The organism is Acinetobacter amyesii, from assembly GCF_002018365.1.
In the GTDB taxonomy this organism is placed as follows: Bacteria; Pseudomonadota; Gammaproteobacteria; order Pseudomonadales; family Moraxellaceae; genus Acinetobacter; species Acinetobacter amyesii.
The window spans coordinates 283,963-306,077 of the sequence record NZ_MVKX01000004.1; the positions used below are offsets into that span (position 1 = coordinate 283,963).

The following is a 22,115-nucleotide window of genomic DNA, read 5'->3' on the forward strand; positions in this document are numbered from 1 at the left end:
TCTCCAGTTTTGTTCCATTTTATTTTTTCGGGTCAATATCGATGTACATCCATTCTGTTGCCAAAATTGGATGCTTTTTATAACCAATCACGCGTGGTTGTGACAACACACTACGGTAACGTGCATAATTAATTTGGACAGGCATGTACACTTCTAATATGCGTGACATTTTCCGATAGATTGCATCACGCTCCGGTCCCGGCTTCATACGCTGTGTCTGTTCATATAAACGGTCGTATTCAGGTATTTTTGAACAGCCGTTGTTGGTGACATTGATATTTTTGCCATAGAACAATTGCATAAAATTGTCTGCATCTGGATAGTCTGCGATCCATGCAGATGCTTTAAACATGGTTTTACACTGTTTTTCGGCTTTTAAAGCTTCTGCAAATGGCATCGATTTTGTTGTCATTTTAATTTTGATGCTATCTAAAGTTTTCTTCCAAAATTCGCCCGACTGCTGACTACGGCTACTATTGCCCGCTATCGTCATTTCAATCGTTAGCGGTTTACCATTCGGTTGCGTACGCCAGCCATCTGCGCCGACTTTATAGTTATAACGATCGAGCAATAAATTTGCCGCTTTAACTGAGTATGGAATACTCGATTTATAATTCGGGTCATAGCCGACAACGCCGAGTGGAATTGGGCTTTGTAATTTTTGTGCATCACCATTCATCAAAATTTTGATTTGATTATCTGCTGAATAAGCCATCGCCATTGCACGACGTAATGCAATTTTTTCTTTACTAAAACCACCAACCACAGGGTTTTGCATATTCCAATAGTGATAGTCGATAGAGGGGTCAGAAATGCGCGACATTTGGATGCCTTTTTTAGCCAACTCAGGCTTTAGCTCTCCATCTTTTAAGGCTTGTACCGACAAATCTCCATCGAGTACCAACAAATCCGCTTCATTTTTTGCAAAGGTCAACCAACGTGATTGTGATTCTTCCATCACCTGAATATCAATCACGCCAATTTGCGGCATTTTTTTGCCTTGCATGGCTTTTACGATCTTTTCATCTTTGGCATCTGATGCTTTAAAGTCCCAAACAAAGCCACGAAAGTTGGGATTGGCCTTTAAAATAATTCGTGAGCCAGGTGTCCAGCGCGTCAAAATATATGGCCCTGTGCCCACCGGTTTACCCATCACAAAACCCGCTTTGTCTCGATATTTTTCGACCACTTCACGTGCCATAGCCGAGGCAGGTTGATGAGCCAATAACATTGGAAAGTTTTGATCTGGAGAATTTAAACGAATGACAAGGGTATAACGATCAGGGGTTTGTATGCCTTCAATGGGCGCATCATAATCAAACTTACCTGTTTTTTTCGCCTTTTCTAAAACCTTCTCCATGCCTAAAATGCGGCCATCGAGTAGCCAACTGTTTGGTGAGCGAAGTTGTGGATCGACTAACCGTCTAAAGGTATATGCATAATCAGCCGAGCTCAACTCTCTTTTCTTGCCCTTAAATACAGGATCATCAGCAAAATAAATGCCTTTTTGCAGGCGAATGGTATAAGTCAAACCATCAGCGCTGATTTCTGGCATCGCAGCCGCCGTTTTAGGAACCAACTTTGCCGGCGATGCTAAATAATCATAGGTATATAAGGTTTCAAAGATTGAGGTATTCACATGTGCAGAATACAGATCATGTACGCCAACTGGGTCAAAACCTGTTTCTGCGACAGGGAAAATATGACGTAAAACTTTATTTGGATCTGCTGGATTCTTTGCCAATGCTAATGTTGGCATCGCACTGAACAACACTCCCCCCATCAAACACGCTGTAGCAAATTTGGTTAGCGTAAAATTCGAATTTCGCTTCATTGTAATCCTGACTCAATTATTTTTTACTAGGCTGAATATCGAGATATTGCCAACTGGTGTTCATCATTGGATGTGTTTTATACCCCTGAATTTCAGGGTGAATTAACCAATTACGAATCCGTGTAGAATGGATAATCCAAGGGTTATCCGCTTCAATTTGACGGTTCATTTTTTCATAAAAAGGTTCACGATCTTTAGGTTTCAACACAATTGCTTGTTTATATAATGCGTCATAAGCTTTAGATTGATAACAACTTAAATTCCCTTGTCCTGAGTTTGGCCCATATAGTAATTGAGCAAAGTTCTCCCCTTCAGGATAATCTGCAATCCACGCTCCAGACCACATCATATATTTACATTGCATTGCTTCTTTTAAATTGTCAGCAAAGTTACTGACCTTAAACTGTACCCGTATCCCAATGGCATCGAGATTTTTTTTCCACAACTCAGATTGAATCACCGATTTAGAGCTATTTTCAGTATTTATTTTTAAGGTCAACGCTTTACCATCGGGCAAGGTTCGATAACCATCAGCACCTTTCTTATAACCAAATCGATCCAGTAATTTATTGGCCAGCAATGGGTTATATCCCAAACTGCTGCGATATTTTGGATTAAAGCCACTCACACCTTCTGGCAAAAACATTTCAGCCTTTACGGCCTGCCCTTGATATAACTGTTTAATCGCTTCAGCTTGATTGTATGACATGCTGATAGCACGGCGTAACGCAATCTTTTCAAGGCTTTGACCACCGACAAGCGGGTCTTGCATATTGAACATGCTGTAGGTGATTTCAGCATCTTTATTTGGATAATGCTTAATGCCGAGCTTTTGTATATCCGGCTTAAGTTTATTTTGCGAATCTAAGGCTTGCGGTACTGCATTTGAGGTCAATTTATCAAAATTCAGCTGCCCTGTTTTAAATGCTAACCACCGTGACTGTTCTTCTTCAATAATACTGACGGAAACCTTGCCGATTTGTGGCATTTTCTTCCCGTTCATTTCTTTGACTAATTGATTGTCCCAAGCTGTGCCTGTCGATTTAAAACTCCAGACAAAACCACGATAATTCGGGTTTGCAACCAATTCGATCTTGCTACGTGGCACATATTTACTGAGCTGATACGGCCCCGTTCCTACAGGATGTTGTGCAATTTTATTACCATAAAATTCAACAACTTCTTTTGAAACTGCACCAAACGTAACATAGGCCAAAATATATTGGAAATTATAGTCAGGGCGCGTCAAAGTAATTTGCAAAGTATAAGGATCTATCGCTTTTAGGCCTGCAATTGCTGCATTGTAATTAAATTTTCCTGACTTCTTTGCATCCGCAACGACCGCATCACCCCCTAAGATCTTGCCATCAATAAATGAATAGGTCGGAGAACGGTTAGCTGGATCTAAAATTCGTTGAATCGCGTAAATGTAATCTTGCGCAACTAGCTCGCGTTTTTTTCCCTTAAAGGCTGGATCATCTGAAAAATGGATGCCTCGTTTGATTTTGAAGGTATAGACTTTTCCTTCTTGTTCAATCTTTGGCATCGCTTCAATAGTATTTGGAACAAGAACAACAGGACGTGCTAGATAGTCATATTTCAATAAGGGTTCAAAAATCGCTTCCGCAATATTGCCACTATAATAATTATAGGTTTTGACCATATCAAAACCATCATCCGGTGCTTCAAATGCAATATTTAAAACTTTATCCGATTGTGCAGAAGCTTGAACCTCGGCCATCATCCCTGTTGAAATTAATAATGCAAGGAGCGCTATTTTAAATTTTCTAGTTTCCAAACCTTTTCCTTTCTGATGATTTTTTAATAATACAAATCCGCAAGCAGACTTTAAATAAAGCCACCCTCACTAAAATAAAACGAACCAGTTTAAATTAAGTTTTAAACGTAGAACTTAATACACTCATTAATATAAAGCGAAATTCATGCCACCACTCCTTGGTTGAAAGTTATCTGAATTAAATATCCTTTTAAATTCATTTTTTAAGATAAATTTATACTAATAGCGACTTTCCGAGTAAAGCTCGTTTTTATCAAAAATTCAACTCTTGGATGTGTACTCATCCATGCACATCCTGCACAAATATAATACATTCCTGATTCATAATGGATCATGTTCAGATGAAATGACAGACGACAGGCAACTAAGCGACTGAATTTATAGTTTTTATTTTTTATTTATTTATCTTATTAGCCTTATAAATCAAACATATAAATATGAATTAAATCACACTTTTTGGGGTTTAATTTGCATCGATTCATGTTTTTAAAAATTTTTTTGATCAAAAGTTAAATTCCTGATAAAACCTAATTAAAAGGATAACTTTAAAAAAATATACTTACCGTTCATCTTAAAGTTCTCCACTTTAAAACCAATAATGTAGATATTTATCAGTATTTTATATTTGAAAATAAAATTTAAATATAAATTTGGCACTTGAATTGCTTAAAAAGAATCAAGCAATATCGCTAACTACAACAAAAAGGAATACTTTTACTATGAAAGAGAAAAAAAATGCTAAATCTGTGGGGGGCACACCATTTAGCAAAACAATACTTAAATTAAGTACTCTTAGTTTAAGTATGCTGTGTTTATCTTTAGCGCATGCAGCAGAAACAAATGAAGAAGAAACAGTTAAGCCAACGAAAGTAGCCAAAGTAACTGTGACTGGTTCATCCATTAAAGGGGTTTCTGCTCAAAGTTCTTCACCTATTACGGTGATTAAAGTTGAAGAATTAACTAAACAAGGGGTTACAACGACTGAAGAAGCCTTAATAAAAATTAGTGCGAACCAAGCGGGCTACAGTACAGCGCAAAACGTTGGTGCAAGTAATACATCAGGCTCAACAGCAAACTTACGTGGCCTAGGTTCTGATAAAACCCTCGTCTTACTTAATGGACGTCGTTTGGCTTATAGCCCTTTTAGTACATCTGAAACCAACCTAAATACCATTCCGCTTGCAATGGTTGAACGTATTGAAGTTTTACGTGATGGTGCTTCTGCAATTTATGGTGCAGATGCAATCGCAGGTGTAATTAACTTTATTACCAAAAAGCAATACACCGGCTTAGGTATTAGCGGAGGTTTACTCAAACCTGAGGATAAAGGCGGCGAAGAATACGATGTTTCGATTTTTGGTGGCTATGGCGACTTAGATGAACAAGGTTTTAACGTTTATGGCGCAATTGACTACCGTAAAGCCAAAGAAATTATGGCAAAAGACCGTAAAGTCAGCCGTCGTGGTGGCCTTCTACCTGAGTTAGGTATCGATGCTGGTTCAGCAAATGGCTTCCCTGCTAACTTTCTTGATCCAAACGGCGGGCCTTTAGATGCTGACGGAAATCCTGAAGGTGTATTAGCGAACCCGTATGGTGGTGCAGCCAATTGTAATAATTTAACCAATGTCACTGAAGATGGCGGACTCTGCTTCCTCAATACGCAAGCTTTAATTGGTATTCAGCCAGAAACTGAGGACTTGTCTGCAATTGGTCGTGCAACCATCAAACTTAGCGATAACTTCAACGCTATTGGTGAATATGTCTATGCAAAAAGCAAAGTGACGACTTCTATTGCTCCAGACGTATATAGTCGCTCTGTCACGATTCCTAAAAGCAGTCAATATTATCCAGGCGAGGGTATTACCCCTGGTGTTGATGGTCTAAGTGGTGATCCATTACAACTCTACTTACGCTCTCAAGCCGGTAACCGTGTTTCACAATCTATCAATGAATCTCATCGTATTTTTGCTGGACTTGAAGGTGAAGCATACGGTTGGGATATCAACGGTGGCGTAACTTACGCAAAAGGCGAAGCATCAGATAGCTTTGTTAGTGGATACTTAAATCGTAACAAACTACAAGAAGGATTAAATGACGGCACAATCAACCCATTTGGTCCATCTGCAGATGCTAACGTTTGGAACTCATTAAATGTGAGTGGTACAACAAACGAAGCAACACTTGATTCCACAACATTTGACTTTACCGTGAGCCGCCCGATTTACACCTTACCAGCTGGTGATGTTGGTTTTGCATTTGGTGGAAGTTTTACAACTCAAGATTGGGAAGCAAAAGTAAACTCTGAGTTAGTACGCCTTGTACCGGGTAGTGGTATTGACCCTGACAAACCTCTGAGTAAAGGTGACCGAGATATTACTGCCGCTTATGCTGAGCTTCAAATTCCAATTACCAAAACAATTGAAGCTCAACTTGCAGCACGTTATGACGACTACAGCGATTTTGGCGATACGTTCAATCCAAAAGTCGGTATTCGTTGGGAACCAATGAAGCAACTTATGTTCCGTAGTACCTACAGTACTGGTTTCCGTGCTCCAAGCCTTTGGGAAATTAATGCACAACAAAGCAAAACCTACACTGGTGCAAAATATAACGACCCTGTCCTTTGTCCAGGCGGTAATCCAACTTCACCTCAATATCAAACCGAATGTAATACTCAGTTCTACCGTATGCAAGGTGGTAACCCAGATCTTCAGCCAGAAGAATCTAAAACATTTACCGCAGGTTTTGTTTACGAACCAATTAAAAACTTAGTTTTAGCTGTTGATTATTACAACATTGAAATTGAAGAATTAGTTGGCCAAGTAGGTGAAACTTCAATTTTTGAAGATCCTGAGAAATATGCTTCATTATTCGTGCGTGGTGCCGATGGTCGTATTGAATACATCAATACCATTCTAATGAATACAGGGGGTATTAAAACTCAAGGTATCGACATTAGCTTAGATTATCTTTCACCATTAACCGCGACAGGTCGTTTTGGCTTTGGCATTAATGGTACCTATGTCATCAAAAATGACTACCAAGAAGAAAAAGGCGGTGATTGGGAAGGCTTAGTAGGTGTGTATGACGACCCTGCTGTTTTACGTTGGAAGCACACAGCGAACCTAAATTGGAGCTATGAAAACTGGAAAATCATCTTCGAACAACAGTTCTTCCGTGGCTACGATGACCAAAACCAAATCGGCAAAGAAAAATTTGATAAACACCGTGTGCCTGATTACACACTGTATAACGTTGCAGGAACATACAGTGGTTTCAAAAACTTAGAAATCACTGGTGGTATCAAAAACCTATTTGCTGAAGAGCCTGCTGCATCGAACGTATTAGATAACTTCCAATATGGCTATGACCCACGTTATAGCGATCCTACTGGTCGTACATTCTATGTCCGTGGTACTTACAAGTTCTAAAAGCTAAATTTGCCAGTACGATTCCAACAGGAATTGTACTGGCACTATTTATTTAATTAATTAGTCAAACATAAAAAATGCAAAAAACACTTATATCTCAAGTGCCAATTTCACTATTGATTGTTTGTCTCACATTTCAGGAGTAGTAATGGGCAAAAGCTTTTCCGAATTAGAAAATAATTCCGGCAAACGCCTGATCGGAATTGGGGCAGTCATTCTTCTGCATCTCATTGTACTCTACGGATTAATTACTGGCCTTTCCAAAAAAGGTGAGAAAACTGTAGAAGAACCTGTTGAATTAATCATTATTCAAGATAAAAAACCTGAGCCAGAAAAACCGAAACCAATTGAAAAACCACCTGAATTACCAAAACTCGTTAAGGAAGTGCTGAAAACACCAGACCCTCAACCTGAACAAAAGGTCGTTGAAAAAGCTGCACCAACTCAAACAGTTAAAGCCGTTTCAACACCTACGCCTACAGCTTCCCCATCTCCTAGCCCTGTGGCAGCACCAGCACCTGTAGCTGCAGCAGCTCCGGCACCTGCGCCTGCACCCAAACCTGCTGGAGAAACACGTGGTGCTTCTGAAGGAAGTGTTGGATGTAAAGAACCACCATATCCACGTGAGGCCGAAATGGCTGGAGAAATAGGCACAGTCCATATTTCTGTTCTTGTTGGTACAGATGGAAGTGCAAAGCAAGTGAAGGTTAAAAAATCGAGTGGTACTAAATCTTTAGATAAATCCGCAAGTAAAGCATTCAGCTTATGTACTTTTAAACCTGCACTCAAAAATGGTGAGCCAGTTGAAGATTGGTATGAACTTGAATACGAATTTAAACTTGATTAATGAATCTACAAAAACTTGGAGAATATGAATGAATAAAATGATGAAATCTGCACGTATTTTTGCATCAGCAACTGTATTAGCAACAACTACATTACTCCCGCTTCAATCTGTATTTGCTGAAGAATCTGCAACACCGCCAAGTATGGTTAAAGTCGAAATCAGTGAAGATAAAATTCAAATTACCGATGATGGATCACACACGCCACCACCAAAACCAGCAGCAACCCAAGAAGTCCACAACCCGTATGGCTTAGAAGCACTATGGCGTGAAGGTGACATCGTTGCTAAATCGACACTCTTTATCTTGGTCCTGATGTCGATTGGAACTTGGTACATCATGGTCACTAAATTTATTCAACAAGCTAAAATTAAGCGCCAAGGCAAAGAAGCTGAAGCTAAATTTTGGGATGCTGCTTCAATTGATAGCGCAGCAGAAACCTTAGACGAATCGAGTGCATACCGCTTTATTGCAGAAAAAGGCATTAATTCAACCAAAAAACACGGCGGTAATCTGCTGGAACGTATCGACTTCAACACATGGGTAACTATTTCAATCCAGCGTGCTATCGATAAAATTCAAAGCCATTTAAGTGGTGGATTAGCTTTTCTCGCAACTGTAGGTTCGACTGCACCATTTGTGGGTTTGTTCGGTACAGTTTGGGGTATTTACCATGCTTTAACGGCAATTGGTATTTCAGGTCAAGCATCTATTGATAAAGTTGCAGGCCCAGTCGGTGAAGCCCTAATTATGACGGCAATTGGTCTTGCTGTAGCAGTACCTGCGGTTCTTGGCTACAACTGGTTAACGCGTCGTAATAAAGCAGTTCTAGATAATGTTCGTACCTTTGGTTCAGATCTACACACCGTACTTTTAAGCGGTGAGATCAAAAACAATAATAACGACACAAAATAAGAGAGGCATCAGCCATGGGAATGATGGTCAATTCAGATGGTGACGAAGATGATGTAATTTCAGCCATTAATACAACACCTTTGGTTGATATTATGTTGGTGCTGCTCATTATTTTCTTAATTACAGTACCTGTTGCAATCCATACAGTTCCGGTGAAGTTGCCTGAGGAAAAGAACACGCCTTATGAAACTAAACCGATCAATATTCAGATTGCTGTCAATAAAAATGGCGATATCTTCTGGAATGAAAAATACATTGCAGATAAAGATACGCTGATCAGTCGACTACAAGCGGAAGCTAAAAAGCGTCCGCAACCTGAAGTTCATATCCGTGGCGATCAGGTGACAAAATATGAAGCGATTGATGAAGTCATTAGTGCAACACAAGCAGCAGGAATTGGCAAAATTGCTTTTGTCACTACTCCTGTTGCCGCACCATAATCGGATGAGGGACAAGGTATGGGAATGAATGTCGGTTCCGATAAAGACGATGATGTTATGTTGGACGTCAACATGACGCCATTGATCGATGTGATGTTGGTTTTGCTCATTATGTTTATTATCACAATTCCAATTCCAAATAACTCGATCAATATTGATTTGCCAAACGGTACGCCACCGCCAACCAATGAAAAGCCGCCTGAACCGGTCACTTTACGCATTGATGCGCAAGGTAAATTATTTTGGAATGGTCAACCCGTTGCCAATAAGCAAGCTTTAGAAACACTTTTTGCTGGTGTTGCACAACAAGCAGATCAGGATACGATCAAAGTGCAACCTGACAAAATGACAGAATATAAAGATGTCGCTATGGTAATGGCAGCCGCACAACGTTTGAATGTCAAAAAAATTGGGGTCTCAGCAAATCAATAATTGCTCCCCAACAACAAAAGCCAACTGATCACCTCAGTTGGCTTTTTTAATTCTTCACAGAAATCTATACAGTTAGTGACTCAGAAATAAACACATAGTATTTATTAAGTATTTTTCTGCTTCCAAAAATCATATAGCTCATGATCAGAGTTTGGCTTTAACTGACTAAAACTCAACCCTTGCTGTTCATGTGGTTCAAGTCTTAATTTTTCGGCAATCTCTGCTGTAGATAAGCCATAGGCTTCTGCATCAGCATTTGAATAGGCATACACAATTTTTTCAACTCCAACCATTCGCAGAGCTGCCAAACACATTGGACATGGTTGTCCGCTCGCATAAACGACACAATCCTTCAAAGACGTCGTATTTAAATCTTGGGCGGCTTGTCTTAATGCATTTAACTCGGCATGAGATGTCGGATCGCCCGAGATTAATATTTGATTCACCCCTGTACTCACCACAACGCCATGCTTAACGATCACAGCACCAAATGGCCGACCACCTTGCTCAATATTTTCTTTCGCAAGTTGAATCGCAAGTTCTATAAACGCATGATCCGTCATAAATACGCCCAATTATTGTCAATATAAAGAGTTCGCCCATTATGCCAATACAGGAACATCAATCCATAACGCCTCTGGAAAGTGATTGGCTAAATATGCTTTTAAATATTCAGCAGTATCTTTAGAAATCAATGCATCTTGAGATTCATCATTTAAATTATAAGCCAGTGCATAAAGTGCTAAGCCTCGACTTTTTAGTGCTTCCAAACTTAAAATCGTATGGTTAATGCTGCCCAAACGACCTGATGTCACCAAAATAACGGGATATTGTTTCTCTACAACATAATCGATGGTTAAAAGGTCTGTGGTTAAAGGCACCATCAACCCACCCGCACCTTCGAGTAAAACGTTGTCATATTTTTCAGTTAAACGTTTTGTCGCATATTCAATTTTAGCAAAATCAATGTCACGTCCATCGAGTTTGGTGGCGAGATGTGGTGACGCTGGATAACTAAATATTTCAGGCATCGTAAGTTTGGTTTCATCTTCGACCAACAACCCCGTACCCATAATTTGACGATGTTGTTCTATATCTTCAGAAATATCGACATTGCCTGTTTGGATCAACTTTTGCGTGATCGTTCGCGCGCCTTGTTCATTCCATATTTTAGCTAGATAGCCAGTGGTATATGTTTTACCGATGCCTGTATCGATCCCACTAATGAAATAAACTTGCCCTGTCATGGCATTCTCCGTGCAATACAAAAAATCGGATGATAGGTCAGTGCATAACGCATCTGCCCAGACTCATCACGCAAAGAAAACTGTTGATATGCTGAATAAAAATCAAAGAGCGATTGTTTCGTCCAACGAAAATGTGACCCCGTCGCAGTCACACCTGTCGCTTTTAAATGCTGCAAAACCTGCTTTGGATGATCAAAATATAATGCCGCTGTCTGCTCTGAAAGATGCAGAATTTCAAAACCATGTTTACTTAATATGGTTTGAAGCATGTCGATATCGAGGTAGTCCAAACCCTGCCCAGTCAAAGCTTTTATTTCCTGTAAATTCTGCTTTCCAAAGGTCGAAAAACAAAAATATGCCTCTGGATTTAAACTTTGAAAGGCTTTCTCAACAATACCCGCAAAGTTCCCCACCCATTGCAAAGCCGAACTCGATGCGATCAAGTCGATATGCTTTGGAAATACCAGTTGTTCGATATCTCCAAGTCTGTACTGAATATGCGGACTTGACTGAAAATGCTGTTGAATTTCTGCATATAGATCATTTAAAACCAAACGATTGATTTGCATATTTTCCAGCATTAAATGGCTTAAATTCCCCGAGCCACATCCAATTTCAAAAACCGTTTCTACAGGGTGATTTTGCAACTTTGGACAATACTGCTGCATCAACTCAAATAAATGTTGAGCAATCTCTTTTTGTACAACGGCATGTTCAGCATAGCTCAGCCCTGCCTGAGCAAATCGCAACGCCACTTGGGATTTATCAATCTCAATATTATTCACAAGTCACTCACAACAATTGAGTCAACTGATCCAGATCAGTTTGTGTAATCTGAGCAGTGAGTGAAATGCGTAAGCGCGAACTATGCTGCGGCACAGTCGGTGGACGTACAGGCATGATATAAAAACCTGCCGCTTGCAAAGCTTGAGCTTTGGCAACAGTTTTATTCGACTCGCCAATAATGACAGGCACAATATGTGATGTAGATGGACAATCAAAACCTTTGGCTTGCACAGCTTGTTGCAAATTTTGACTGATTTGCTGTAAATGTTGACGCTCTTCTTTTAAATTTAAAACGTTCTTGAAAATAAAATCTGTCCAAGCCATACAGATCGGGGGCTGTGCGGTACTAAAAATCAACGGTCGCATCGAGTTAATCAAATAGTCACGAATAATCGCATGACAGATGAGATACCCCCCTATTGAAGCCAGTGCTTTACCAAATGTCCCGACTAAAAGATCAATATCATCCATCACCTGATATTGCTCAGCACAACCTAAACCTCGCTCACCACGCACACCAATTGCATGCGCCTCATCGACATACAACATCACTTTGGAAAATTGTTTTTTGATCCGCACCAGTTCAGCCAAATCAGTTTCATCACCATCCATGCTGAAAATCGATTCCGTCACTACAATGATCCGCTCAAAAGCCTCATCTTCATGGTATTTACATAAAAGCTGAGAAAGATGCGCCAAATCATTATGGCGATAACGTACATATTTCGCACTCGATAATCGGATGCCATCAATCATACTGGCATGAATCAGCTTATCCGCCAATATCAAGGTTTTACTGTCTGCGAGTGCAGGTAAAATCCCGATATTCATGTGATAACCACTGTTAAAGAGCAGTGCTGCACGACCATGAAAGGCATCACTTAATGTTAATTCAAGTTGTTCATATTCTGGAAAATTTCCAGTTAATAAACGCGAAGAGGATGAGCTCATCCAACGCTGTGCGTTCGGGGTTTCATCAAAAAACTGTTCACGTAGATGTAGGTTTGAAGCCAAACCTAAATAGTCATTTGACGCTAAATTCAACATGTTGTGATCGTGAATACTAATGTAACGATCGTGCTGATGACTTGAAGTGAACTGACGTAAGTTGCCTTGCTGTTTCAGTTGATCAAGTTGATCTGAAAAATAGTTGAGCAGATTCATACCGACTGCTCCATATTTTTCACCACCTCAACCATTTGTTCTAGCAAAATTTTTAATTCATGCTCAGAAATAATATATGGCGGCATCACATAAACTAGCTTACCGAATGGACGAATCCAAATGCCACGACGGACGAACTCCTGTTGTAGCATTTTCATATCGACATTAAAGGTCAATTCCACCACACCAATAGCACCAAGTATTCGCACATCTTTGACATGTTCAAGCGATGAAAGTGCTGGTAAATGAAACTTCAACTGAGCTTCGATACGTCGAATATTGGCTTGCCAATCTTGAGAAAGTAGCAGTTCGGTACTTTTTACAGCCACAGCACATGCCAACGGATTTGCCATAAAGGTTGGGCCATGCATAAACACGCCGGCTTCGCCTTGGCTAATCGTATTCGCGACTTTCTGCGTAGTCAGGGTTGCAGACAAGGTCATATAACCGCCTGTCAGTCCTTTGCCAATACACATAATATCTGGCTCAACTGCGGCCCATTCCCAAGCAAATAGTTTTCCTGTTCGCCCAAAACCTGTCGCGATCTCATCAAAGATCAGCAAGATATTGTATTGCTTACAGAGTAACTTAGCTTGACGCAAATATTCAGGATGATAGAAACGCATGCCTCCTGCACCTTGCACAATCGGCTCTAAAATCAGGCCTGCAATCTGCGCATGCTGTTCAGAGAGAGTCTTTTCTAGTTCAGCAATATCCGCAGGATTCCACGCTTGGTCAAAGCCAACTTGCGGCGTAGGAACAAAAATTCGATTTGGCAAACTTGGGCCAAAAATTTGATGCATCCCTGTCACGGGATCACACACAGACATAGCATTCCAAGTGTCGCCATGATAGCCAGAACGTGGAGTGACAAAATTGGTTTTATTCGGTTGATGCAAAGACGCCCAATACTGCACTGCCATTTTTAAGGCCACTTCGACAGCAACCGAACCGGAATCGGCAAAGAAAATTTTATCTAAACTGGGCGGGGTGATTTTTAACAGTAATTTAGCCAGTTGAATCGCGGGATCATGTGTCAATCCACCGAACATGATATGTGACATCTGTTGCAGTTGATCGGTCACTGCCTGATTTAGCTCGGGATGGTTATAACCATGAATCGCACACCACCATGAAGACATACCGTCAATCAATTGACGACCATCTTCAAGCTCAATCATCGCCCCTTGCGCACGTTTCACTTTAAACGTTGGAAGGGGCTGAGTCATCGATGTATAGGGATGCCAAATATGCTGCTGATCAAATTGTAGATCGGTTAAATTGGCCATCCCTCACTCCATGTATCAGGCTTAAACATCCATGTGGCAAGATGTTAAACCCACGGCAATGAAAAATAAATTGCCATAAAGCCCAGCTAGTCAGAGATTTGTTCTATTTTCTTTAAATATTGGCAGATTTTGCAACTTATCACTTCAGATTCAAACAATGGAAAGCCATGTGAGCCAGAAACCAATTCTGTCTCCAAAAACTTTACAGCTAAATTACGTAGTAAGCGTTCAACTTTGTAACTAACTAAAAAATCTTGCTTAGCAAACAAATGATATTGATGACCTGTGTAGTTTTTCAAGATATTGACATTATTCAATTCACCCAAACAGTTCAATCCTGCTCGAAGCACATCTAAATTTTGCGCTTGAATCAAACTTTGCAAGGTGATGAAATCTTGCTTGCTGCTATCAGTGCCCTGACAAACCATATAACCAAACTTCTTTAAGGTAGAAATAGCATCCTGCTCGAAAGATTGTTTGAAGCTTTGAAAACTGGTTTGATCCATCGCAACAGGCCACTGTTCATGAGCCACAAAACTTGGATTTGAGCCTAATGTGATCAGCACTTTCTGTTGTTGACATTTTTTTTGAATTTCATCTACCAAAATCGTTGCCAATTGACCACCAAGAGACCAGCCGCAAATCACATCAAATTGCTGCGCCAATTCAACTTTCTGTTCGAGCACTTCTAGATTTAAGGCATCAAAAATATTCCATAATTCGACCTGATACCCTTGTGTGATCAATGCCTGCTGTAAAGGAGCAAGTAATTTACGACCTCCGCCCCAGCCAGTAATAAGTAAAATCTGTTGTTTCAATGCAAACTCTAAAATTAAACGATTCCAAATAGTATAAAAGTTCAGAGCACGTTTGATAGTGGCATTTCAGCACATCAACCGATTTGCCAAAAGACATTCGAAATCGACTTTGATAAATATAAAATCAGCCAGCCTACAGCGCTTTAAAATTTGCTAAGATCAGATAAAGAACAATATAAACTGATGCTCTATGAAAGTTTCTTCATTGCTAAAAATCTGTTTCATGACATGTGCCTTAATAGCAACTACCCAAATCACAGTTGCTGAAACATCAATACTCAGCACCAGTCAAAACAAACAAAAACAATGGGTAGGCACACCCGCACCCAACTTTAAATTGCAAGATCAAAATGGAAAGTGGCACGAACTGAAGCAATATCAAGGGAAATGGCTTGTTCTATATTTTTATCCCAAAGACAATTCACCGGGTTGTACAGAAGAAGCCAATCAATTTAAAACCCTATATCCACAATTTTTAAAAAGTAATACGGTTGTTTTGGGTGCAAGCTTAGATGATGTTGCATCACATCAAAAGTTCTCTAAAACACTCGGACTTCCCTTTCCAATTCTTGCCGACCAACAGCACAAGCTGGCGACACAGCTAGGTATTGTACGAAACTTAGGGATTTTGAAAGTTGCCAAACGTGAAACCTTTCTCATTGATCCGAAAGGCATTATTGTTTATCACTATACCAGTGTGAATACACAGACACATGCTGCGCAAGTTTTGGCAGATATCAAAAGACTACAACAATAGTTTTCATGCCCCAATAAAAAACCCAGCAGAAGCTGGGTTTTTTGGATATTTTTAAATTACATTTGAGACTGAATATAATTTGGTAGGCCAATAAGTTCGATCAAACGCATTTGCTTTTCAAGCCAGTAAGTATGATCTTCTTCAGTATCTGACATTTGCTGACGGAGCATATCACGGGTCACATAGTCACCCTTTTCTTCACACAATTTTACGCCTTGTGCAAGTTTCTCACGCACATGATATTCAAGCGCCAAATCTGCTTTTAAACAGGTCACAACGTCTGTACCGACTTCAATATCATCACGATTCATATTCGGTGTTCCTTCAAGGAACAATACGCGACGAATCAATGCATCTGCATGTGAGCCTTCTTCTTGGCTTTCATGATCGATACGTTCAAAGATTTTACTTAAGCCCCAATCTTCATACATACGGGAATGAATTAAGTATTGATCACGAGCAGCCAGTTCGCCACCGATCAGCATATTTAAGTAGTCTACGACTTCTGGATTGCCACGCATTTTCTTCACTCCATACCCTTTTCAAATATTATGGACAAGTTTCAAAATGAATGCAAAATATAATTTTTGTAAGTTTATGATTTATATAAAATTTAAATGATAAACATACGCATTTGCAGTTCAATTCCGCGCATTTTTCACATATAAAAGAAGCCCTTGCAGAATATTCCATGCATTTAGAACACGAAATAATCAAAAATCGCTGGATGCTGTTTTTTGTAACAATTAACAATGCGTCTTGTTTAGCAAAAATATCGCCAGATTGATCCAAGACGCCATACTTGCACTGCCTCTCCTCTATTCATGGAATAGTGCACTGATGACCCAAATTTCCAAAGAAGACCGACTTAAGCTGAAGTCCAGCGCGCATTCTTCCATGCTTGCTGCTGCTTTGAATCTAAAAAAGTCCAAGCGACAAAACGGCTTTCTTTTTGTCCCTGCGTCATTTTAATCGTTTTTACATCCACTGCACCGCTCTTCGCTATGGCTTTTAAGAGCACAGGCAATGTTGTTTTCTTGGAAACCAGCGTACTAAACCAAAGGCATTGCTCAGCAAACTGAATGCTCTCTTGCACCATTTGGCAGACAAATCGCTCTTCGCCGCCATCACACCAGAGTTCGTTTTTTTGACCGCCAAAGTTTAACACCACCTTTGTCCGATCAACCGGCTTGCCTAGTTTTCTTAACTTTTGAGTGGCTGTCGCGTTTGCCTCATCTTGCGAGGCATGAAATGGCGGATTACACATGGTCAAATCAAAACGATCTGAAGGTTTAATCACACCATTGAAAATATGGCTCGCTGCTTTCTGCAATCGAATCTGAATGCCTTTACGCAGATTCGGATTTGCCTCCACAATAAATTGAGCACTTTTAACCGATGCAGCATGTATGTCTGAGCCGACAAATTTCCAGCCATAGCTCCGATGACCAATGATCGGATAAATACAGTTCGCGCCCACCCCAATATCTAAGACTTGAACGGGGTGTCCTGTTGGAATCTGCCCTTTGTTGTTGGCACTCAACAAGTCAGCCAAATAGTGAATATAGTCAGCCCTGCCCGGAATAGGCGGGCAAAGATAATCTTTGGGAATATCCCAATATTGAATGCCATAAAAATGCTTGAGCAACGCTTTATTGAGCATTTTCACAGCGTTTGGATCAGAAAAATCTAACGATAAATCGTTATATTTATTTGGGCTGACAAAAGGCGTAAGTTCCGGACAGCTCTTGATTAACTGAGGAAAATCGTAACGACTGCGATGCAGATTTCGTGCATGTAATTCCGATTTTTGCTGCGGAAAAGATTTCTTTGCTTGCGCCATGTGTATGCCAATATTCAACGGGAGAACAGAATCATCTGATAAGGCAGGATCTATACCTGCAAATTAGTCAATATTGTACGTGAATTTAACTCTCAATTTCTCCCAAAACCTTTTATTTGTCTATCTGCAAATCAATAACGACTTGGACATCTATTCTTATTTAATCTGGACATTTTTGTTTGCTATATCATTAAACAAAACCGTGAAACATTAATTAAATAACAATCATGAAACATGAAGAATCAACAAAAAAAGCCCAATCGGTGGTGATCGGGCTTTCTATACCAACATAAGACGATGATTTATATGAAATAAAAACTTACATTCCGTATAACGTGTATTATGTTAATTTTAGAATAAATTAAGAATTATCCAATTGAAATTAAAAAAAATATATATTTATAATTAAATGAACATCCAAGTTAAGAACTAAAATGATAAGAGACGATTTAAAAAAATATCCTAAAGCAATATGGGTACATTTTTATAAAAACCGTATAAGTTTGATGGCAGAGAATGGCATAGTCAAAGCAACTGAAATTCCTAAATCACCTTATGATCACCCAAGAATGATTTTGGCAGATTTTGAAAGCGCTACAACAACATTAAAAGCTTTAATGAGACACCATTCTAACGGTTTATCTTTTTTCAAATTTACAGCTCCTATTACGATTGTCCAAATAATGGAGCCGATACAAGGTAGTTTAACTAAGATTGAAATACGAGCTTTTAAGGAGTTATTTTTTAATACTGGTGCAAGAGAAGTAAAGCTATATGACCTTGATGGAAATTCTATTGAAGAATAATTTTTAAAAGCCCCATTTAACATAATGGCTACTATACGAAATGAAGAAGCCTATAACTCTGATCTAGGCTTTAAATTAAAGCTCACAAGTTAGATATGACTCTTTGTCATTTTTTCTGTTTAATTCAGAGCTCATTAAATCCAATCATCAACATATATTTTTTCAAATCAATCAAAGACAAAACCAAATATTCTCAATATGATAAAAAAATGCGTCAATTAAAGTTGAAGAATATGAATAGCAAGACAACAAGACAGATACTCGTCACAGGCGCGACAGGCTATATTGCCAGTTGGGTCATTAAGAACTTACTTGAATTAGGTCATACAGTGCATGCCACAGTTCGTGATCTCAATAAAACATCAGGATTTGCACATCTCGAAAAAATCGCAGCTGAAACAACTGGCGCTTTAAAACTGTTTCAAGCCAATTTATTGGATGAGGGTGCATTTGATTCAGCCATGCAAGGTTGTGACATTGTGATCCACATGGCATCTCCATTTGTCGTCACCAATTATAAAGACGCAATAAAAGATATTATCGAGCCAGCTATTTTAGGCACTGAAAATGTGCTCAACAGTGTCAATAAAACTGAGTCAGTAAAACGTGTTGTCGTGACTTCAAGCATCGCATCAACCTATGGTGATGCCATTGATATTCTACAGACCGAGCATAATGAATTTGATGAATCGCATTGGAATACCTCCAGTTCAGAAACCCATCAGCCTTATCCATATTCAAAAGTGATGGCTGAGCGCAAAGCGTGGGAAATGCAAAAAGCACAAAACCGTTGGGATCTGGTCTGTGTCAATCCAGCATTGGTCATGGGGCCATCTTTAACTGCGTCAACACAGTCAGGAAGCGTTGAAGTGCTACAACAGTTTGCCAATGGTATGACTTTGGCCGGTGTTCCACCAATGTGGAATGGTATCGTCGATGTTCGCGATGTTGCCGATGCGCACGTACAAGCAGCTCTCAATCCCTCAGCGAGCGGACGTTATATAATTAGTGGTGGTACATTAAGCCTATTAGATATGGGCAAATTATTGCGCGCACATTTTGGGAATAAATTTCCATTTCCGCGCAATACCTTACCGAAGTTTGCCTTTAAGGCATTTGGCCCTCTTGCCGGCTTCCCTCGTAAATTTGTTGAACTCAATATGGGCTACCCAATTTACTTTAATGCAGCTAAGAGCAAGAAAGAATTAGGGATCGAATACCGTGATATTCAAAACAGTGTGGTTGAGCATTTCCAACAACTCCTCAATGACGGTGTTGTGAAGCAATATATTCCGTGAATCACTCATCAACAAAAAAGCCACCTTGAATAGGTGGCTTTTTATATTAAAAAAACTAATCTAACTTAGAAATCAATAGTCACACCAACTTTATAGGTACGTGGGCCACCCACTAAGGCATAGCCTGAGTTAAATGTACCTTCCCAATATTTTTCATCAGTCACATTATCAATATTAGCTAAGAACGTTGTGTTCACACCACCTAACTGAGTTTTATAGCGCGCACCAAGATCTAAAATTGTATAGTCTGGCAGTTTAAGTGTATTGGTTTCATTTAAGTACTGTTCACTCACGTAGTTTGCACGTGCATTGACATTCAAACCATCCACATACGGCACTGCATAATCTAAGCCGAGTGTTGCGGTAAAGTCAGGAATACCATACACCGTATTACCTTGATTATTTACACCATTTTTTGTTCCAGCTTTGATATATTCGGCATCGATATAAGCCATGCTGCCCATCAGACTCAACCCTTGATAGATTTCACCTGAAAATGCCCACTCTATACCACGTGAACGTGTTTCTGCATCATCTGTTGTAATTTGATTGACGCCACTGCCTGCAATTCCGTCAGAATAATCAGACGACATCGTCGATGGTTTTTCAATTTGATATAGTGCAAATGTATTTAACCAACTACCTGTTTGATATTTAGCACCCAATTCATATTGTTTGGTTTGGAATGGCGCAAAGGTGACATTATTGTTGGCATCTGCAACATTATTCACCGTTACACCTTCAGAAAGACCTTCAACATAGTTGGCATAAATAGAAAGATTCTCACCAAAAGGTTTAACCACAACACCTAAGCTTGGGGAAATTTTATCGTCTTGATAGCCTGTTTTTTTCTGTAAATTCTTAGTATCGATATCTTGATAACGTGCACCAACAATAAATTGCAACTTATCATCCATCATTGAAATCTGATCAGATACCGTATAGCTAGTATATTTATTATCTAAATTCGGTTTAACCACTGGGTACGCAGAAGGCATCCCTACAGTCGTATCAGGATCATACAAATTAGTTGAATTAATTTTCTCTTGTGTTGCCGCAACATGCTGATCTGTTTCTTTGGTCAAATAATCAGCTCGAACATTTACAGCATGTTTTACAGCACCCGTATTAAACTTATATTGAATACCTGTATTTGCAGATGTAATCGACTCAGATGACCCCGTACGATAGTATTGAGATGTGGCATGACCATCTGCTTGGCCGACAACAAGACGCGTACCAAAAATATGCCCACTATACGCCTTGTCAATATGTCCTACACCTGCATAAACATTTAAGTCAGGTGTAAATGCATATTCACCACTTAAGCCTACAAACTCACTATCAGTATGGCCTTCCAAATTTTTAAAATAATTGGTATCGCCTTTAGGTGCAGCAAGCACGCCATTATAGGTATGGCCATGTGCATCTTTGACACCAAATGCCACCATCGCAGGCGAACCACCATTACGGTCATCACGTACAGCATACGCATCAAAATTCAGTTTCAATTTATCTGTTGTATAATCAGCAGCAATTGCACCTGAAGCATGTTTATCATCCATGCCTTCTATGATGTGCTCACCTTGACCATAAGCCCCATTCACACGTAAGCCAAACTCTTTTTCAGCACCGAAGCGACGTGAAACATCAAAGCCTGATTGATAAAAGCCACCGTCTTCCATGGATGCTGAAACTTGGGTCTTCTGCTGATCTGCACGCTTAGTTTTGGCAATGACAACACCACCCACTCCACCTGCAGGCGACATACCTGCAACCAATGCATTCGGACCTTTTAAAACCGTTACAGAATCTAAAAATTCAGTCGGTACACGCCCATAAGGGGCCATACCATACATACCATTCAATGCAATATCATCATGATTGACATCAAAGCCACGAATATTAAAGTTTTCGTTTAAATGGCCTTGGTTTGTTGTGATACGAACACTCGCATCATTTCTCAGCACTTCACCCACGGTGGTCGCTTGCTGTTCTTCAATTAACTTTTCACTATATGCAGCAACGCTAAATGGCGTATCAACAATTTTTTTATTTCCCAAAGCACCAAGGTCTGTATTGGCTTTCAACTTACCATTTGCAAGTTGCTTTTCTGCAGGCACCTCAACCTCAATCGTCTCAAGTACCGTTGTATCCGCTGCAAACGCAGATGTTGCCCCTCCAACACCGAGCAGCACCAAAGTTATAGAACGTACTAAGTGTGTTTTTGCAAAATTATACATCATTTCAAGATTAGTTTTATTTGAATAAGAATCATTATTATATTTAGAATAATTCTTAACTGCATCATGAATCCCGATGATTATATTTTTTTAATGAGAAATATAAATATTAATTTTTTATAAAATGTAGATAAGACAAATGTAAATATTTGTTTTTAATTATTTTTAT

Annotated in this window: 19 protein-coding genes; 8 read left to right on the plus strand and 11 right to left on the minus strand. The window is 39.6% G+C overall.

The genetic code is table 11. The features are described 5' to 3' along the window. Positions 1-19: 19 nt before the first annotated feature. Both B1202_RS08190 and B1202_RS08195 read right to left on the minus strand, forming a co-directional pair. Positions 20-1,783, minus strand: coding sequence for an ABC transporter substrate-binding protein (locus B1202_RS08190; RefSeq protein WP_416202515.1), 1,764 nt, complete (start codon positions 1,781-1,783; stop codon positions 20-22). A 67-nt stretch (positions 1,784-1,850) separates the two neighbouring features. Then, positions 1,851-3,578, minus strand: a complete 1,728-nt coding sequence (locus tag B1202_RS08195) for an ABC transporter substrate-binding protein (protein WP_078190070.1) — start codon at positions 3,576-3,578, stop codon at positions 1,851-1,853. A gap of 773 nt (positions 3,579-4,351) precedes the next feature. Between B1202_RS08195 and B1202_RS08200 the strand changes: the two genes are divergently transcribed. The 5 genes from B1202_RS08200 (at position 4,352) to B1202_RS08220 (ending at position 9,695) form a co-directional block, all read left to right on the plus strand. Then, positions 4,352-7,063, plus strand: a complete 2,712-nt coding sequence (locus B1202_RS08200; RefSeq protein ID WP_078190071.1) for a TonB-dependent receptor — start codon at positions 4,352-4,354, stop codon at positions 7,061-7,063. 148 nt (positions 7,064-7,211) lie between these two features. Next, entirely contained in the window at positions 7,212-7,910 is a 699-nt protein-coding gene (locus B1202_RS08205; protein WP_078190072.1) for an energy transducer TonB, read from the plus strand. A gap of 37 nt (positions 7,911-7,947) precedes the next feature. Beyond that, positions 7,948-8,823, plus strand: a complete 876-nt coding sequence (locus B1202_RS08210; RefSeq protein ID WP_416202517.1) for a MotA/TolQ/ExbB proton channel family protein — start codon at positions 7,948-7,950, stop codon at positions 8,821-8,823. 14 nt (positions 8,824-8,837) lie between these two features. After that, a complete protein-coding gene (locus tag B1202_RS08215; RefSeq protein ID WP_078190074.1) occupies positions 8,838-9,263 on the plus strand; it encodes an ExbD/TolR family protein in 426 nt (141 codons plus the stop codon). An 18-nt stretch (positions 9,264-9,281) separates the two neighbouring features. Further along, positions 9,282-9,695, plus strand: coding sequence for an ExbD/TolR family protein (locus tag B1202_RS08220; protein WP_078190075.1), 414 nt, complete (start codon positions 9,282-9,284; stop codon positions 9,693-9,695). Between the two features lie 104 nt (positions 9,696-9,799). On the opposite strand, the gene B1202_RS08225 is transcribed toward B1202_RS08220, so the two are convergent. The 6 genes from B1202_RS08225 to B1202_RS08250 all read right to left on the minus strand — a co-directional run bounded on the left by B1202_RS08225 (position 9,800) and on the right by B1202_RS08250 (position 14,999). Then, positions 9,800-10,258, minus strand: coding sequence for a nucleoside deaminase (locus tag B1202_RS08225; RefSeq protein WP_078190076.1), 459 nt, complete (start codon positions 10,256-10,258; stop codon positions 9,800-9,802). Between the two features lie 39 nt (positions 10,259-10,297). Beyond that, positions 10,298-10,942: a dethiobiotin synthase gene (gene bioD, locus B1202_RS08230; protein WP_078190077.1), complete on the minus strand. Its 645-nt coding sequence runs from the start codon at positions 10,940-10,942 to the stop codon at positions 10,298-10,300. After that, a complete protein-coding gene (gene bioC, locus B1202_RS08235; RefSeq protein ID WP_078190078.1) occupies positions 10,939-11,727 on the minus strand; it encodes a malonyl-ACP O-methyltransferase BioC in 789 nt (262 codons plus the stop codon). The genes bioD and bioC overlap by 4 nt, the downstream gene beginning before the upstream one ends. Positions 11,728-11,734: 7 nt before the next feature. Further along, complete coding sequence (locus B1202_RS08240; protein WP_078190079.1) at positions 11,735-12,892, minus strand: 8-amino-7-oxononanoate synthase; 1,158 nt, start codon at positions 12,890-12,892, stop codon at positions 11,735-11,737. Next, positions 12,889-14,181 carry an adenosylmethionine--8-amino-7-oxononanoate transaminase gene (gene bioA, locus B1202_RS08245; protein WP_078190080.1) on the minus strand — a complete coding sequence of 431 codons (1,293 nt, stop codon included), beginning with the start codon at positions 14,179-14,181 and terminating at the stop codon, positions 12,889-12,891. The genes B1202_RS08240 and bioA overlap by 4 nt, the downstream gene beginning before the upstream one ends. An 86-nt stretch (positions 14,182-14,267) precedes the next feature. Next, positions 14,268-14,999 carry a YqiA/YcfP family alpha/beta fold hydrolase gene (locus B1202_RS08250; RefSeq protein WP_078190081.1) on the minus strand — a complete coding sequence of 244 codons (732 nt, stop codon included), beginning with the start codon at positions 14,997-14,999 and terminating at the stop codon, positions 14,268-14,270. Positions 15,000-15,222: 223 nt separating this feature from the next. On the opposite strand from B1202_RS08250, the gene B1202_RS08255 reads away from it, so the two are divergent. Further along, positions 15,223-15,756, plus strand: coding sequence for a peroxiredoxin (locus B1202_RS08255; RefSeq protein WP_416202514.1), 534 nt, complete (start codon positions 15,223-15,225; stop codon positions 15,754-15,756). A gap of 56 nt (positions 15,757-15,812) precedes the next feature. Here the strand turns inward: B1202_RS08255 and ftn are convergent, their stop codons facing one another. Next, the gene (ftn, locus tag B1202_RS08260; RefSeq protein ID WP_067762676.1) at positions 15,813-16,277 is read right to left on the minus strand and encodes a heteropolymeric bacterioferritin subunit Ftn; all 465 of its coding nucleotides are present in this window, start codon (positions 16,275-16,277) and stop codon (positions 15,813-15,815) included. A 347-nt stretch (positions 16,278-16,624) separates the two neighbouring features. Next, a complete protein-coding gene (gene rlmF, locus B1202_RS08265; protein ID WP_078190083.1) occupies positions 16,625-17,599 on the minus strand; it encodes a 23S rRNA (adenine(1618)-N(6))-methyltransferase RlmF in 975 nt (324 codons plus the stop codon). A gap of 434 nt (positions 17,600-18,033) precedes the next feature. Between rlmF and B1202_RS08270 the strand changes: the two genes are divergently transcribed. Both B1202_RS08270 and B1202_RS08275 read left to right on the plus strand, forming a co-directional pair. Continuing rightward, positions 18,034-18,405, plus strand: a complete 372-nt coding sequence (locus tag B1202_RS08270) for a rod shape-determining protein (protein WP_078190084.1) — start codon at positions 18,034-18,036, stop codon at positions 18,403-18,405. A gap of 233 nt (positions 18,406-18,638) precedes the next feature. Then, complete coding sequence (locus B1202_RS08275) at positions 18,639-19,703, plus strand: SDR family oxidoreductase (RefSeq protein WP_078190139.1); 1,065 nt, start codon at positions 18,639-18,641, stop codon at positions 19,701-19,703. A gap of 65 nt (positions 19,704-19,768) precedes the next feature. On the opposite strand, the gene B1202_RS08280 is transcribed toward B1202_RS08275, so the two are convergent. Next, a complete protein-coding gene (locus tag B1202_RS08280) occupies positions 19,769-21,946 on the minus strand; it encodes a TonB-dependent receptor (protein WP_078190140.1) in 2,178 nt (725 codons plus the stop codon). Between the last annotated feature and the right edge of the window lie 169 nt (positions 21,947-22,115).

Coding starts and splice junctions, on each gene's coding strand:
- B1202_RS08205 (WP_078190072.1), top strand. CDS start 7,212: ATGGGCAAAAGCTTTTCCGAATTAGAAAATAATTCCGGCAAACGCCTG.
- B1202_RS08270 (WP_078190084.1), top strand. CDS start 18,034: ATGATAAGAGACGATTTAAAAAAATATCCTAAAGCAATATGGGTACAT.
- B1202_RS08220 (WP_078190075.1), top strand. CDS start 9,282: ATGGGAATGAATGTCGGTTCCGATAAAGACGATGATGTTATGTTGGAC.
- bioD (WP_078190077.1), bottom strand. CDS start 10,942: ATGACAGGGCAAGTTTATTTCATTAGTGGGATCGATACAGGCATCGGT.
- B1202_RS08255 (WP_416202514.1), top strand. CDS start 15,223: ATGACATGTGCCTTAATAGCAACTACCCAAATCACAGTTGCTGAAACA.
- ftn (WP_067762676.1), bottom strand. CDS start 16,277: ATGCGTGGCAATCCAGAAGTCGTAGACTACTTAAATATGCTGATCGGT.
- B1202_RS08225 (WP_078190076.1), bottom strand. CDS start 10,258: ATGACGGATCATGCGTTTATAGAACTTGCGATTCAACTTGCGAAAGAA.
- B1202_RS08240 (WP_078190079.1), bottom strand. CDS start 12,892: ATGAATCTGCTCAACTATTTTTCAGATCAACTTGATCAACTGAAACAG.
- B1202_RS08275 (WP_078190139.1), top strand. CDS start 18,639: ATGAATAGCAAGACAACAAGACAGATACTCGTCACAGGCGCGACAGGC.
- B1202_RS08215 (WP_078190074.1), top strand. CDS start 8,838: ATGGGAATGATGGTCAATTCAGATGGTGACGAAGATGATGTAATTTCA.
- B1202_RS08280 (WP_078190140.1), bottom strand. CDS start 21,946: ATGTATAATTTTGCAAAAACACACTTAGTACGTTCTATAACTTTGGTG.
- rlmF (WP_078190083.1), bottom strand. CDS start 17,599: ATGGCGCAAGCAAAGAAATCTTTTCCGCAGCAAAAATCGGAATTACAT.
- B1202_RS08195 (WP_078190070.1), bottom strand. CDS start 3,578: ATGATGGCCGAGGTTCAAGCTTCTGCACAATCGGATAAAGTTTTAAAT.
- B1202_RS08190 (WP_416202515.1), bottom strand. CDS start 1,783: ATGGGGGGAGTGTTGTTCAGTGCGATGCCAACATTAGCATTGGCAAAG.
- B1202_RS08200 (WP_078190071.1), top strand. CDS start 4,352: ATGAAAGAGAAAAAAAATGCTAAATCTGTGGGGGGCACACCATTTAGC.
- B1202_RS08210 (WP_416202517.1), top strand. CDS start 7,948: ATGATGAAATCTGCACGTATTTTTGCATCAGCAACTGTATTAGCAACA.
- bioA (WP_078190080.1), bottom strand. CDS start 14,181: ATGGCCAATTTAACCGATCTACAATTTGATCAGCAGCATATTTGGCAT.